At 70.8% G+C, this 14,794-nt stretch carries 13 protein-coding genes; 9 read left to right on the forward strand and 4 right to left on the reverse strand.

The genetic code is table 11. The features are described 5' to 3' along the window. The first annotated feature begins 103 nt into the window (after positions 1–103). Positions 104–1,246 (forward strand): PAC2 family protein, encoded by a 1,143-nt coding sequence (locus SMD11_RS26440; RefSeq protein WP_087928835.1) that lies wholly within the window; start codon positions 104–106, stop codon positions 1,244–1,246. 81 nt (positions 1,247–1,327) lie between these two features. On the opposite strand, the gene SMD11_RS26445 is transcribed toward SMD11_RS26440, so the two are convergent. After that, a complete protein-coding gene (locus SMD11_RS26445) occupies positions 1,328–2,137 on the reverse strand; it encodes a LysR family substrate-binding domain-containing protein (protein ID WP_199843957.1) in 810 nt (269 codons plus the stop codon). Between the two features lie 58 nt (positions 2,138–2,195). On the opposite strand from SMD11_RS26445, the gene SMD11_RS26450 reads away from it, so the two are divergent. The 4 genes from SMD11_RS26450 to SMD11_RS26465 all read left to right on the forward strand — a co-directional run bounded on the left by SMD11_RS26450 (position 2,196) and on the right by SMD11_RS26465 (position 7,238). Then, a complete protein-coding gene (locus SMD11_RS26450) occupies positions 2,196–2,576 on the forward strand; it encodes a DUF5997 family protein (protein ID WP_087928836.1) in 381 nt (126 codons plus the stop codon). A 249-nt stretch (positions 2,577–2,825) separates the two neighbouring features. Continuing rightward, complete coding sequence (locus SMD11_RS26455; RefSeq protein ID WP_087928837.1) at positions 2,826–3,536, forward strand: HAD family hydrolase; 711 nt, start codon at positions 2,826–2,828, stop codon at positions 3,534–3,536. 436 nt (positions 3,537–3,972) lie between these two features. Beyond that, positions 3,973–5,571, forward strand: coding sequence for an ABC transporter substrate-binding protein (locus SMD11_RS26460; protein WP_087928838.1), 1,599 nt, complete (start codon positions 3,973–3,975; stop codon positions 5,569–5,571). Between the two features lie 74 nt (positions 5,572–5,645). Beyond that, the gene (locus SMD11_RS26465; protein WP_087930744.1) at positions 5,646–7,238 is read left to right on the forward strand and encodes an ABC transporter substrate-binding protein; all 1,593 of its coding nucleotides are present in this window, start codon (positions 5,646–5,648) and stop codon (positions 7,236–7,238) included. Positions 7,239–7,379: 141 nt separating this feature from the next. Here the strand turns inward: SMD11_RS26465 and SMD11_RS26470 are convergent, their stop codons facing one another. After that, positions 7,380–8,051 (reverse strand): response regulator, encoded by a 672-nt coding sequence (locus SMD11_RS26470; protein WP_087928839.1) that lies wholly within the window; start codon positions 8,049–8,051, stop codon positions 7,380–7,382. Positions 8,052–8,105: 54 nt separating this feature from the next. After that, positions 8,106–9,113, reverse strand: a complete 1,008-nt coding sequence (locus tag SMD11_RS26475) for a RecB family exonuclease (protein ID WP_087928840.1) — start codon at positions 9,111–9,113, stop codon at positions 8,106–8,108. Positions 9,114–9,182: 69 nt separating this feature from the next. On the opposite strand from SMD11_RS26475, the gene SMD11_RS26480 reads away from it, so the two are divergent. The 3 genes from SMD11_RS26480 (at position 9,183) to SMD11_RS26490 (ending at position 12,198) form a co-directional block, all read left to right on the forward strand. Then, positions 9,183–10,475, forward strand: coding sequence for a site-2 protease family protein (locus tag SMD11_RS26480; RefSeq protein WP_107421976.1), 1,293 nt, complete (start codon positions 9,183–9,185; stop codon positions 10,473–10,475). Between the two features lie 9 nt (positions 10,476–10,484). After that, on the forward strand, positions 10,485–11,390 hold the full coding sequence (locus tag SMD11_RS26485; protein WP_087928842.1) for a tRNA (adenine-N1)-methyltransferase: 906 nt from the start codon (positions 10,485–10,487) through the stop codon (positions 11,388–11,390). A gap of 223 nt (positions 11,391–11,613) precedes the next feature. Beyond that, positions 11,614–12,198 (forward strand): hypothetical protein, encoded by a 585-nt coding sequence (locus SMD11_RS26490; protein ID WP_087928843.1) that lies wholly within the window; start codon positions 11,614–11,616, stop codon positions 12,196–12,198. 4 nt (positions 12,199–12,202) lie between these two features. On the opposite strand, the gene SMD11_RS26495 is transcribed toward SMD11_RS26490, so the two are convergent. Beyond that, complete coding sequence (locus SMD11_RS26495) at positions 12,203–12,499, reverse strand: ferredoxin (protein ID WP_087928844.1); 297 nt, start codon at positions 12,497–12,499, stop codon at positions 12,203–12,205. A 242-nt stretch (positions 12,500–12,741) separates the two neighbouring features. Here SMD11_RS26495 and arc point away from each other — a divergent pair, with 242 nt between their 5' ends. After that, the gene (arc, locus tag SMD11_RS26505; protein WP_087930745.1) at positions 12,742–14,508 is read left to right on the forward strand and encodes a proteasome ATPase; all 1,767 of its coding nucleotides are present in this window, start codon (positions 12,742–12,744) and stop codon (positions 14,506–14,508) included. The last annotated feature ends 286 nt before the right edge of the window (positions 14,509–14,794 follow it).

Below are 14,794 nucleotides of genomic sequence, written 5' to 3' on the forward strand. Positions count from 1 at the left end.
GTCTTGGGGTCGCACGGCAGAAAGAACGCTGCCAGGAACAACACTGCACAGAACGGCAACCGGTGGTCCGGACACGTCCGCCCCGGTCGGAAGGAGGCGCTGGGTGATCGAGCTTGAGGGGGTTCCCGAGCTGATCGACCCGGTCATGATCTGTGCCTTCGAGGGATGGAACGACGCCGGGGACGCCGCCTCCAGCGCCGTCGCGCACCTGGACCGGGAGTGGAAGGGCGAGGTCTTCGGCGCGCTCGACGCCGAGGACTACTACGACTTCCAGGTCAACCGGCCCACGGTCTGGCTGGACGGCGGGGTCCGCAAGGTCACCTGGCCCACCACCCGGCTGTCCGTGGTGCGCACGGGCGGCGGCGCGGAAGGCGCTCCGCAGCGCGACCTGGTCCTCGTGCGCGGCATCGAACCGAGCATGCGCTGGCGGTCGTTCTGCAACGAGATCCTGGGCTTCGCCCACGAGCTCGGCGTGGAGATGGTGGTCGTCCTGGGCGCGCTGCTCGGCGACACCCCGCACACCCGGCCCGTGCCGGTCAGCGGCATCACCTCCGACCCGGACCTGGCCCGCACCATGGATCTGGAGGAGTCGCGCTACGAAGGCCCGACCGGAATCGTCGGCATTCTCCAGGAGGCCTGCACCCACGCCGGCGTCCCGGCGGTGAGCCTGTGGGCGGCCGTCCCGCACTACGTCTCCCAGCCGCCGAACCCGAAGGCCACCCTGGCGCTGCTCAACCGCCTGGAGGACCTGATCGACGTGCGCATCCCGCTGGGGGAGCTCCCCGAGGACGCGCGGGCCTGGCAGCTGGGCGTGGACCAGCTGGCGGCCGAGGACAGCGAGGTCGCCGAGTACGTGCAGTCCCTGGAGGAGGCGCGGGACACCGCCGACCTCCCGGAGGCGTCCGGCGAGGCCATCGCCCGTGAGTTCGAGCGCTACCTGCGCCGTCGCGACGGCCAGCCCCCCGCCCCCGGCCAGCCGGGCGGCCTGGCGGCCGAACCGGGCCTCACCGAGGGCCGCGACGCCTCCTACCTCCGGGACACGGCCAGCGGCCGGACCCGGCCGTCGCGCCCGGCCGCCAAGGACGAGGACGCGGCGGGCGCTCCGGGGGACGCCCGGAAGGACGCCCCGGAGACCACCCCGGAGAAGGACGCCGGGAAGGACACCGGCAACGGCACGGGGAAGGACACCGGTGGCGACTCCGGGCCCGGCCGGGAGCCGGAGGAGCCCCGGGACGGGGAGAGCTGAGAAGACGGACGGGCCCGGTGGCGACAGCCTCCGGGCCCGTTCCTTCGTCAGTGGCGCCGGAACCGCGCCCCGGCGGCCCGGCTACGACCGGCGGCGGGGCTTGCCGCGCTTGGCGCCCTTGGCCCCACCGGAGGAGGCGCCCCGGGCGCTCTTGCCGGCGCCTCCGGCACCGCCGCGCGGGCTCTTGCCCGTGGCCTTGCCCGCCGTCTTGCCGGCCGCGGGCTTGCGCCGCGCGCCGCCCGCCTCGGGCCGCTTGTCCTTGCGCTCCGGCTGGGGCTGCGCGCGGCCCCGCGAGCTGTTGACCGTCCGGCCCCGGACGATCCCGATGAAGTCCTCCACCAGGTCGGTGGTCTTCTCCTCGGGCCACGACAGCGCGACCCGCGACTCGGGCACGTCCGACAGCGGCCGGTACGTGAGGTCCTTGCGGTGGTGCAGACGGGCGAGCGACTGCGGGACGGCGAGCAGCCCGATCCCCGCGGCCACCAGCTCGACGGCGTCCGCCGTCGTGGCGGGCCGCTCGAAGGCGGGCCGCCCCGGCGGGCGCTCCCAGTCCAGGGTGTCGTCGAGCGGGTGCAGCACGATCTCGTCGGCCAGCTCCGCGGCGGACACCTCCTCGACGGCCGCCATGACGTGGTCCTTGGGGATCACGACCACGGTCGTCTCGGTGTAGAGGGGGATCGCGCTGAGGTCCGTACGGTCGACCGGGAGCCGCAGGAAGCCCGCGTCGGCGCCGCCGTCCCGCAGCACTCCGGCCGCCTCCGCGGCGGACACCTGGAGGAGGGTCAGGGGGACGTCGGGCAACCGCTCGTTCCAGATCCGCACCCATTTGCTGGGTGTCACGCCCGGGACGTACGCGAGCCGGAACGAAGGGGATGCTTCCGAGCCTGTCACCCGGCCAGATTACCGGTCGTGGTCGGAGGTATCGCACACGCTCGCTACTCTTGACACCATGACGTCGCACCAGAACACCCAGACGATGAAGCCCGCGACCGCGGCGAAGAAGCTGGGTGTGTACCTCGAGGCCACCCCCGCAGAGTTCCAGGAGGGCGTCGTCTCGCGCGGCGAGCTGAACGCACTTCAGGCCGATCCGCCGGAGTGGCTCCAGGAGCTGCGGCGCAACGGCCCGCACCCCCGTCCGGTGGTCGCGGCCAAGCTGGGCGTCTCCATCTCCGGCCTCGCGCGCGGCGGGGTCACGGAGGCCCTCACCACGGAGCAGATCGCGGAGCTGAAGGCGGAGAACCCCGAGTGGCTCCAGAAGGAGCGCGCCACCCAGGCCGAGGTCCGCAAGGAAGCGGCGCGCATCAAGGAGAAGAACGCGGAGCAGGACTGAGCCACCGCCGCGGCCGCCTTGGGCCGGCCGCGGACGCACCGCCCCGGAGCGGACCCCACCTGACGGAGGGGCCCGCCACCTGACGGAGTGGACCCCTTCCCGGCCCCCAGGGCCGGGGTCCCCCGGATATCGGAGCGACGCCGGAGCCCGTCCGCCGTACACTGGTCGGTCCGGTGGAGGCCGGTCCGCACACCCCCGGAACCGGGAGTGGCGGGCCGGCCTTCGCGTCCCCCATGGAGGTGTGCCCGGATGACCAGCAGCATCCCCGTAGTCGACACGCGTAGCGCGGCGGGCTCGGCCCTTCAGGCGGTCCTGCTCGACATGGACGGCACCTTGGTCGACACCGAGGGCTTCTGGTGGGAGGTGGAGGTCGCCGTCTTCGCCGAGCTGGGTCACCAGCTGCTGGAGGAGTACCGCGAGGTGGTCGTCGGCGGCCCCATGACGCGCAGCGCCGCCTTCCTGATCCAGGCCACCGGCGCGAAGATCGCCCTCACCGAGCTGACGGTGCTGCTCAACACCCGCTTCTCCCAGATGATCGGCCGCGGGGTGCCGCTGATGCCGGGCGCCCGGCGGCTGCTCGCGGAGCTGGCCGCGCACTCCGTGCCGACCGCCCTGGTGTCCGCCTCGCACCGGGAGATCATCGACCGGGTGCTGGCCACCCTGGGCCCGGAGAACTTCACGCTGACCGTCGCGGGCGACGAGATCGAGCGGACGAAGCCGCACCCGGACCCCTATCTGCTGGCCGCGGCCCGGCTCGGGGTGGAGCCCGGCCGGTGCGCCGTCGTCGAGGACACCATGACCGGGGTGACGGCCGCGGAGGCGGCCGGCTGCCGGGTCGTCGCGGTGCCCTCGGTGGCGCCGATCCCGGCCGCCGACGGGCGTACGGTCGTCCGGTCGCTGGAGGAAGTCGATCTCGGATTTCTCCGCGGCCTGATGACGCCGCCGCCGGTGGGCCGATGACCGGAATGCACCGACGCGAACACTGAGCGTGCGCCGGAGAATGTTCAAGGAACTCTGGGCGTCGGTCCGATTGTTTTCCGTGACGAATGGCCCGGTTTAATTCGGGTGCGGTCGCCGAAGTGCGTGAGTGAGCTTCGTCACCGGGTCAAGAGGCGGCGGGTGGGGAATCGATCACGCTGAAGCACCCTTCGCGGGGCGGAAGCGCACCCTTGTGTCCCATTTGATGATCTCCTGCGTGAATCGTTCCGGCGTCCGGATATCGGTGAATCGGGGGCCGTTATCGGGGCGTGATATCGCGTCAACTTCACCGTGTCCCGGGGGCAGTGGTGCCGCGCACTAATCTTTTCGCGAGAACTTCACGGCTGCCCGTGGGCCGACGCGTCAGACGTCGGTATCGTCCCGGGAACCGATCGCATCACAGGGAGAACCCCGCACAATGAACCGCAAGACGTTGGCGCTGCCGACCCTGGCAGTCCTCCTGGCCCCCGTACTCGCCGCCTGTGGTGGGAGTGACGAGGCGGGGAAGGGCTCCGGCGCCATCGTCATCGGCACCACGGACCGGTTCGAGGAGACGACCGACGCCCCGGCGCCGTTCGACCCGGCCGCCGCGTACGACATCGGCGCCTGGAACGTGCTGCACAGCACCTTCCAGACCCTCCTGCGGCTGCCCCGCTCCGGAACCTCCCCGGTCGCCGACGCGGCGTCCACCTGCTCCTTCGGGGACCGCAAGAACGAGCAGTACCGCTGCACCCTGCGCAGCGGCCTGAAGTTCAGCAACGGGCACGCGCTCACCTCGGAGGACGTGAAGTTCTCCATCGACCGTGCCCGGGCCATCAACTTCGAGAACGGCCCGGTGTCGCTGCTCAGCAACATCGACTCGGTGGAGACCCCGAGCGAGCGCGAGGTCGTCTTCCACCTGAAGTCCCCCGACGCGACCTTCCCGCAGAAGATAGCCACCCCGGCCGCGGCCATCGTGGACAGCGAGACCTACGGGAAGAAGGAGCTCGGCAAGGGCTTCAAGGTCGTCGGCTCCGGCCCGTACACCCTCCAGACGGAGGAGAAGGACGGCCGCGTCGTCAAGGCCGTCTTCTCGAAGAACTCCGACTACCAGGGGTCGGTGAAGCTTCAGAACGACAAGGTCGAGATGCGCTTCTACGACGACGCGAAGTCGATGGAGAAGGCGCTGAAGGACGGCGACATCGACATCATGAACCGCACCCTGGCGCCCGAGCAGCTCAGCCGGATGCGGGGCGCCTCGGACAAGGGCGTCCGCCTGCTGGAGGCGCCGGGCCAGGAGATCAGCTTCCTCGCCTTCAACACCGACGACCCGTCGGTGAAGAACAAGGCCGTGCGCCAGGCCATGGCGCAGGTGATCGACCGCCAGGCGCTGGCCCGCGACGGCTACGACCGGACGAGCGACCCGCTGTACTCGCTGGTGCCCAGCGGCATCACCGGCCACCAGAACTCCTTCTCCAACAAGTACGGGGAGCCGAGCGCCGAGAAGGCCCGCTCCATCCTGCGGGCGGCGAACATCACCTCCCCGGTGCCGCTGACCCTCACGTACACCGACGACCACTACGGTGAGGCCACGGCCAAGGCCTTCCAGACGATCCGGAAGCAGCTCAACGACACCGGGCTGTTCAGTGCCAAGATCCAGGGCGTGAAGTGGGCGGACTTCCGTCCCGAGGCCGCCAAGGGCAAGTACGCCGTCTACGGCATGGGCTGGTTCCCCGACTTCCCGGACCCGGACAACTTCGTCGCCCCGTTCTTCGGCAAGGACAACTTCCTCCGCTCGCCCTACCAGAACACCAGGATCAGCTCGCAGCTGATCCCGGACTCCCGCGAGGCGGCACAGCGCGACACCGCGGCCAAGTACTTCCAGCAGGCCCAGGACATCGTGGCCGACGAGGTGCCCGTGCTGCCTCTGTGGCAGGGCAAGCAGTACGTCGCCGTCCGCAGCAATGTCACCGGCGCCGAGTGGGCGCTCAACTCCGCCTCCGAGATGCAGCCGTGGGAACTGGGCCGCGGCGTGTGAGGCAATAGGTTTCGTCAGACCGGTTCTGCCGACGATCTCATCGGACGATCAAGGAAACTGTGAGGAACGTGCACGTGAGGAAACGTGACCAGTGGCTTGCCGCCCCGCTCGGCGCTGGGCTCGCCGCCGCCCTGCTCACCGGGTGCGGTTCGGAAGACGGCAAGGCGGGCGGCACCGGTGAGTCCGTGGTCATGGGGATGTCCGACGAGGTCGTGGCCACCGACCCGGCCTCCGGCTACGACCCGGGTTCCTGGATCCTGTTCAACAACGTCTTCCAGTCGCTGATGAGCTTCCCCAAGGGGGGCATCACCCCCCAGCCGGACGCCGCCGAGAACTGCAAGTTCCAGGACGACATCAGCCAGACCTATCAGTGCAAGCTGAAGGACGGGCTGAAGTTCAGCAACGGCCACGACCTCACCTCCGAGGACGTCGCCCACTCCTTCCGTCGCACGATCAAGATCAACGACAAGAAGGGTCCGGCGTCCTCCCTGCTGTCCTCCATCAAGGACATCAAGACCCCGGACAAGCTGACGGTCGTCTTCCACCTCAACCGCTCCGACGCCACCTTCCCGCAGAAGATCGCCTCGGGCGCCGGTTCCATCGTGGACCACGAGGAGTACCCGGCGGACAAGCTCCGCACCGACGGCAAGGCCGTCGGCTCGGGTGTCTACAAGCTCGACTCCTTCGACAAGAAGGAGGCCAAGTTCTCGGTCAACACGTCCTACAAGGGCGCGGCCACCGCGGTGAACAACCGCGGCGTCACGATGAAGTTCTTCCACGGCGACCAGGCGGAGCTGAAGTCCGCCGTCCAGAAGGGCTCCATCGACCTCGCCTACCGAGGCCTTCCCATGAAGGACATCGCCGACCTGGACGCCGCGGGCGCCAAGACGCACCTCAAGGTCGTCGAGGGCACCAGCGCCGAGGTCCAGCACCTGGTCTTCAACACCAAGGACCCGGTGGTCGGCAAGCTCGGCGTCCGCAAGGCCATCGCCTACCTGGTGGACCGCAGCGCGCTCGTCCGCGACGTCTACAAGCGCACCGCGGAGCCGCTGTACTCGATCGTCCCGAGCGGCGTCACCGGCCACAAGACCCCGTTCTTCGACGCCTACGGCGACCGCCCCCAGGTCGACAAGGCCTCCGCGGCCCTGAACTCCGCCGGCATCAAGGACAAGGTCAAGCTCACCCTGTGGGCCACCCCGGTCCGTTACGGCCCGGGCACCGTGCCGGAGTTCCAGGAGATAGCCAAGCAGCTCAACAAGAGCGGCCTCTTCGAGGCGGACGTGAAGTCCGTCCCGCTGGAGGAGTACGAGGCGGGCGTGGCCGCCGGCAAGTACGGCGTCTACGTCAAGGGCTGGGTGCCCGACTACCCGGACCCGGACAACTTCACCGCGCCGTTCTTCGGCGAGGACAACGTCCTCCTCAACAACTACGAGTCCAAGGACATCACCAACCGCATCCTGGCCACCGCCGCCGAGGGCAGCCGCCCGGCGACCGTCGGCGACTTCGCCAAGGTGCAGACCACCGTCGCCCAGGACCTGCCCATCCTCCCGCTGTGGCAGGGCAAGCAGTACGCGGTGGCGAGCGACCGGATCTCCGGTCTCCAGTGGACCCTCGACGCCTCGACCGTCTTCCGGTTCTGGGAGATCGCCAAGGCCGCCAAGGAGTAGCGGGCCGCCGGCGGGCCGGGTGGGTACCCACCCGGCCCCCGCGGCCGTGAAGCGGTCCGCCCCGTACCCGGGCATCGGGTACGGGGCGGACCGCTTTTCCGCTCGCCTCCCGCCCGGCGGCGGGCGAGGGAGGGGCCGGGCCTACTGCGCGCCCGGGCGCACCAGCCCGCTCTCGTAGGCGTACACCGCGGCCTGCACCCGGTCGCGCAGGCCCAGCTTCGTCAGCACATGACCCACGTGCGTCTTGACCGTGGTCTCGCTCACGAACAGATCCGCCGCGATCTCGGCGTTCGACAGACCGCGCGCCACCAGCTTCAGCACCTCGACCTCGCGGTCGGTCAGCGTGTGCAGCGTGTCCGGCAGCGGCTCCTCGCCCGAGGGGAGATGACCCGCGTACTTGTCCAGCAGCCGGCGGGTGATGCTCGGCGCCAGCATCGCCTCGCCGCCCGCCACCACCCGGATCGCCTGGACCAGCTCATGGGCGGGCGCGTCCTTCAGCAGGAAGCCGCTGGCCCCCGCCCGGAGCGCCTCCACCACGTACTCGTCGAGGTCGAACGTGGTGAGCACCAGCACCTTCGCCGGGCCGTTCCGCTCCGGACCGGTGATCTGCCGGGTCGCCTCGACACCGTCCATCCGCGGCATCCGGATGTCCATCAGGACCACATCGGGCTGGAGCGCCCGCACCTGGTCGAGCGCCTGAAGACCGTCCCCGGCCTCACCGACGACCGCCAGATCCTGTTCCGCCTCGAGAATCATCCGGAAGCCGGTACGCAGCAGCGGCTGGTCATCGACCAGTAGGACGCGGATCGCCACGGAAACTCCTTCGTTAGACCGCGTCCATTCTGCCCTGACCGGTCCCGCGAGGGGTCATCCGCCCGCGCGCGGGGCCACGACCGGCAGCGGATACGGCGGGGGAGTGCCCCCGAATTCCGGGCAGACGGCCTGGTGGTCGCACCAGCCGCACAGCTTCGTCGGCCGGGGGCGCCACTCGCCCGTGTCGGTGGCCAGCTCGATGGCCTCCCAGAGCGCCCGCAGCTTGCGCTCCACGGCCAGCAGCTCCGCCTCGACCGGGTCGTACGTCAGCACGTCACCACTGCCCAGGTAGACGAGCTGGAGGCGGCGCGGCACCCGGCCGCGCAGCCGCCACAGCACCAGGGCGTAGAAGGTCATCTGGAACAGCGGCTCCGACCGGAACTGCGGGGACGGGGCCTTGCCCGTCTTGTAGTCCACGATGCGGACGTCGCCGGACGGGGCCACGTCCACCCGGTCGATGAAGCCCCGCAGCGTCAGCGCCGAGGAGCCCGCGCCCTCGATCACCGTCTCCACGTAGAGCTCGCGGTCCGCGGGCTCCAGACGGGTGGGGTCCTCCAGGGTGAACCAGCGCTCGACCAGCCGCTCCGCGTCCGCCAGCCAGGCCGCCAGCCGGTCCGCGTCGTGCGCGCCGTCCTCACCGGTGAAGAGCTCGGCCAGCTCCGGCCGGGCCGCCAGCAGCTTCTCCCACTCGCCGGGCACCAGGCCCTTCGCCCGGGGCGGGGTGCGCTCGGCCGCCGGGGCGTCGAAGAGCCGCTCCAGCACGGCGTGCACCACGGTGCCCCGGGTCGCGGCCGCGCTCGGCTTCTCCGGCAGCTTGTCGATCACCCGGAAGCGGTAGAGCAGCGGGCACCGCATGAAATCGGCCGCCCGGGAGGGCGACAGCGCGGCGGGGCGGGCGGGTACCCGCAGCCGCCGCGCCGCCTCACCGGACGCGGCGGCCTCCCCGCACCCTCCGGTCTCCGGGGCCCCGGCGGCCCCGGTGGCCTCGGTGGATCCCTCGGAAACGCCCGGCACGGACGGCTCGGCCGGCTGCCCGGCGTTCTCCTCAGTGGCGATACCCATGACAGGAACCCTACGGCCCGTCACTGACAGTCGGACGCATACCATCGACGACAGAGCACCTCGCACTGCATGATCGAGACAGCGCACCGCCGGTGCGAGGGCCGCATCCGACGAGGGGACACCGTGGAGAACAGCGGGCAGGGCCGGTCCGGCGGCGGGGGCGCCGGCACCCAGGACGAGCCCGGGAACCGCAGGCCGAAGCGCCCGCGCGAGGGCGGCGGCATCCTCATGGGCCGCCCCTTCGGCGTGCCCGTCTACGTGGCACCCAGTTGGTTCCTCGTCGCCGCCCTCATCACCTGGGTCTTCGGCGGCCAGCTCGACCGCGTCCTGCCCGAGCTCGGCGGCATCCGCTATCTGGTCTCCCTCTTCTTCGCCGTCGCCTTCTACGCCTCCGTGCTCGTCCACGAGCTGGCGCACACGGTCGCGGCCCTGCGCTTCAAGCTCCCCGTGCGCCGCATCCAGCTCCAGTTCTTCGGCGGCGTCTCCGAGATCGAGAAGGAGAGCGAGACCCCCGGCCGCGAGTTCGTCCTCGCCTTCGTCGGCCCCCTGCTCTCGCTGGTCCTCGCCGGCCTCTTCTACCTCGGCATGCAGGCCGTCGAGCCCGGCACCGTCCCCGGCGTCCTGCTCGCCGGCCTGATGATCTCCAACCTGCTGGTCGCGATCTTCAACCTGCTCCCCGGCCTCCCGCTGGACGGCGGCCGGATGCTCCGGGCCGTCGTCTGGAAGATCAGCGGCAACCCTATGACCGGCACCGTCGCCGCCGCCTGGGTCGGCCGCGCGCTCGCCGTCGCCGTCCTCGTCGGCCTGCCGCTCCTCTCCCGCGCCGCGGGCGGCTCCGAGGACCTCGGCGGCGTCGACTCCCTCACCGACGCCCTGCTCGCCGCGATCCTCGCCGCCATCATCTGGACCGGCGCCGGCAACAGCCTCCGCATGGCCCGGCTGCGCGAGCGCCTCCCCGACCTCCGGGCCCGCACCCTCACCCGCCGGGCCGTGCCCGTGGAGCCCGCCACCCCGCTCTCCGAGGCCCTGCGCCGCGCCGCCGAGGCCGGCGCCCGCGCCCTCGTCGTCGTGGACCCCCACGGCACCCCCACCGCGCTCGTCCGCGAGGCCGCCATCATCGGCGTCCCCGAACACCGCCGCCCCTGGGTCGCCGTCAGCGCCCTCGCCCAGGACCTCAAGGACGGCATGCGCGTCTCCGCCGAGCTCGGCGGCGAGGAACTCCTCGACACCCTGCGCGCCACCCCCGCCACCGAGTACCTCGTCGTCGAGGAGACCGGCGAGGTCTACGGAGTGCTCTCCACCACCGACGTCGAGCGCGCCTTCGTGGCCGCCATGGCGCGACCCCAGCCTCAGGGCCGGTAGGCTGGTCACATGTCCGAACCGACCGGTGCCGCCCGTCGTCGCGGCCCCTTCCAGGTCGGGGACCAGGTCCAGCTCACCGACCCCAAGGGACGCCACTACACCTTCACGCTCGAAGCCGGGAAGCAGTTCCACACCCACAAGGGTGCCTTCCCGCACGACGAGCTGATCGGTGCCCCCGAGGGCAGTGTTGTCCGTACCACGGGAAACGTCGCCTACCTCGCGCTGCGCCCCCTGCTCCCCGACTATGTCCTGTCCATGCCGCGCGGTGCCGCGGTGGTCTACCCCAAGGACGCGGGGCAGATCCTGGCCATGGCCGACATCTTCCCCGGCGCCCGCGTCGTGGAAGCCGGCGTCGGCTCAGGCTCCCTGAGCAGCTTCCTGCTGCGCGCCATCGGCGACCAGGGCATGCTGCACTCCTACGAGCGCCGTGCCGACTTCGCCGAGATCGCCACGCAGAACGTGGAGCGCTACTTCGGCGGCCCGCACCCCGCCTGGCAGCTCACCGTCGGCGACCTCCAGGACAACCTGTCCGACACGGACGTCGACCGCGTCATCCTCGACATGCTCGCCCCCTGGGAGTGCCTCGAGGTCGTCCGTAAGGCGCTCGTCCCCGGCGGCATCCTCTGCTGCTACGTGGCCACCACCACCCAGCTCGCCCGGACCGTCGAGTCCATCCGCGAGATCGGCTGCTTCGCCGAGCCGTCGGCCTGGGAGACCATGGTCCGCACCTGGCACGTGGAGGGCCTGGCCGTCCGCCCGGACCACCGCATGATCGGGCACACCGGCTTCCTGCTCACCGCCCGCCGCCTCGCGGACGGCGTCGAGCCGCCGCTGCGCCGCCGCCGCCCCGCGAAGGGCGCCTACGGCGAGGACTACGACGGCCCCGGCAGCCAGAGCGGCTCCGCCGAGCGCTAGTCCGGCCCCCGCCGGCCGGAGCCTTCCGGCCGCATCACCACCCACGGCGCCGCCGCCGGGAACCGCACCGCGGAACTCGGCGGCGGCGCCCGTTCGTTGACCCCGCCCGGGCCCGGCGCGGCAGGCCCCTCACATGTGGCAAAACCCCCTGTTCCCCGGCGCGGCGCCGTATGGCACGATGCGGATCATCCCCCGCAGCCACCGCCCACAGGAGTCAGCGCGCGTGCAGTCACCGGCAGGACCCACACCGTCCACCGCCGCGGGTCCGCTCCCGCACGCCCGCCCGCGCCCCGCGCACTGGGCGGTCACCGCCGCCGCGCTGGCCGCCGTGATCGCCGCGGCCACCCTGGCCGGCCCCGCACGGGAGGCGCCCGCGGCCCCCACGCGCGCCTCCGCGGCCGCGCCCGACCCCTCCGCCGCGCGCTACCCCCTGGACTGCGGCGGCGGCACGGGTCCCGAGGTCGTCCAGCGGGCCACCGCCGACCTCGACGGCGACGGGCGGCCCGAGACCGCGGCCGTCGTCCGCTGCCGCTCCGGCGCCGGCACGGCCCCCAGCGGCCTCTACGTCCTCGCCCCGGCCGCGTCGCCCGGCGAGCCGCCCCGGATCACGGCGACCCTCGTCGACCCGGCCCAGCGGATGAGCGTCACCCGCTTCGCGGTGACCGGCGGCACCGTTTCGGCCACTCTCCTCGGCTATTCCACCCCACGGGTGCCGCGTTGCTGCCCCGACCTCAGCCGGGCCGTCGAATGGCGGTGGCAGGGCGGCAAGTTCGTACTGACCGCCCTGCCCGTCGCGGGGAGTGTGTGAGCCGTCACTCCGCGTCGGGGCCGTAGACCTCGACCTTGTCCGAAACCCTGCGGACGTGGATGCAGTCGCCCGGGCAGTCCTTCGCGGACTCCCGGACGTCGGCGAGCAGCGGCAACGGCACCGGAGTGGTGGCGCCCTGCTCCTGGAGGAGCTCGTCGTCCGGGCTCTTCACATAGGCCAGCCCGTCGATGTCCAGCTCGAAGACCTCGGGGGCGTACTGGGCACAGATACCGTCGCCGGTACACAGGTCCTGGTCGATCCAGACTTCCAGGTCGCCGAGTCCTTCTTCCTGCACGGTCATCTCGCCTGCCGTTTCCTGCGTACGTGAACCAATTGGAGCCAGCCCTGACGGGTGTTGACCGACTCGACGATACAACCGCCCGCTTTCCGATGTTGATGGGTGGGTATTCCCCTGCTGTGAGGACGTGCGCAAGGGTGAAGATCGGACACACTCCGACCGGGTTTGTGATCTAGGGGTTTCAACCTGCACCGGCCCAGGTAGGGTCAGGAAGCGTCCAGCTCCCCTTGGAGGAGGTGAGGACCGTGGCAGCCCACGACGACGACATGAACCGCGGCATCCGGCCGGGACGAGGGTCTGACGACCTCGCGAGCCAGGTTGCCTATTTCGAGCAGGAGATCGCCGTCCTGCGGCGCAAGCTCGCCGACTCTCCGCGTCACACGAGGATTCTCGAAGAGCGGATCGTCGAGCTCCAGACGAACCTGGCCGGCGTGTCCGCCCAGAACGAGCGGCTCGCCAATACCCTCCGCGAGGCCCGCGACCAGATCGTCGCGCTCAAGGAGGAGGTCGACCGGCTCGCGCAGCCGCCGGCCGGCTTCGGGGTCTTCCTACAGGCGAACGACGACGGCACGGCCGACATCTTCACCGGAGGCCGCAAACTCCGGGTCAATGTCAGTCCGAGCATCGATCCGGAGGACCTCCGGCGCGGCCAGGAGGTCATGCTCAACGAAGCGCTCAACGTGGTCGAGGCCATGGAGTACGAGCGGGCCGGGGACATCGTCACCCTCAAGGAGATCCTTGAGGACGGCGAGCGGGCCCTGGTCATCGGGCACACCGACGAGGAGCGGGTGGTGAGGCTCGCCGAGCCGCTGCTGGACACCACCATCCGCCCCGGCGACGCCCTCCTGCTCGAACCCCGCTCCGGCTATGTCTACGAGGTCATCCCGAAGAGCGAGGTCGAGGAGCTCGTCCTCGAAGAGGTCCCGGACATCGACTACACGAAGATCGGCGGCCTGGGGAACCAGATCGAGCTGATCCGCGACGCGGTCGAGCTCCCCTACCTCTACCCCGACCTCTTCAAGGAGCACGAACTGCGGCCGCCCAAGGGCGTGCTGCTGTACGGCCCGCCCGGCTGCGGTAAGACGCTGATCGCCAAGGCCGTCGCCAACTCCCTTGCCAAGAAGGTCGCCGAGGTCACCGGCCAGCCCGCCGGGAAGAGCTTCTTCCTCAACATCAAGGGCCCCGAGCTGCTCAACAAGTACGTCGGCGAGACCGAGCGGCACATCCGGCTGATCTTCCAGCGCGCCCGGGAGAAGGCGAGCGAGGGCACGCCCGTCATCGTCTTCTTCGACGAGATGGACTCCCTCTTCCGCACCCGCGGCTCCGGTGTCAGCTCGGACGTGGAGAACACCATCGTCCCCCAGCTGCTCTCCGAGATCGACGGCGTGGAGGGCCTGGAGAACGTCATCGTCATCGGCGCCTCCAACCGCGAGGACATGATCGACCCCGCGATCCTGCGCCCCGGCCGCCTCGATGTGAAGATCAAGATCGAGCGTCCGGACGCGGAGGCCGCCAAGGACATCTTCTCGAAGTACCTCACGGCCACCCTGCCCATCCACGCGGACGACCTCTCGGAGCACGGCGGCGACGGCAAGGCCGCCGTGGCGGGCATGATCCAGTCGGTCGTCGAGCAGATGTACGCGGAGTCCGAGGAGAACCGCTTCCTGGAGGTCACCTACGCCAACGGTGACAAGGAGGTCCTGTACTTCAAGGACTTCAACTCGGGCGCGATGATCCAGAACATCGTGGACCGGGCCAAGAAGATGGCGATCAAGGCCTTCCTCGACCACAACCAGAAGGGTCTGCGCGTCTCCCACCTGCTCGCCGCCTGCGTGGACGAGTTCAAGGAGAACGAGGACCTGCCCAACACCACGAACCCGGACGACTGGGCCCGGATCTCCGGCAAGAAGGGCGAGCGGATCGTCTTCATCCGCACCCTGGTCACCGGAAAGCAGGGTGCCGACACCGGTCGCTCGATCGACACGGTGGCGAATACCGGTCAGTATCTGTAGCGCGTCGTCCGGCCGCGGATGCCCTGTCCCTCCCGCCCCGGTGGGGGGACGCCCGGGGCGTCCGCGGCCGGACGTGTTTTTCCCGGGATCCCGGCCATGTTTCCGCCAGGATTTCGCCACGGGGACATCGATCGCCCTGGTACGGCACGAACCGGAGCAATGACTGTAATGATCTCCCCACCGCCGCAAAGCCGTTCTAGGCTCTTCGATACCGCCGCGATGCGCAGCGCGGGATCGGGGGCCGCACAGCGAGCGGACGCGCGGCGGTACTTGAGCGCCGACCCCA

The sequence above is a fragment of the Streptomyces albireticuli genome (assembly GCF_002192455.1).
GTDB lineage: Bacteria > Actinomycetota > Actinomycetes > Streptomycetales > Streptomycetaceae > Streptomyces > Streptomyces albireticuli_B.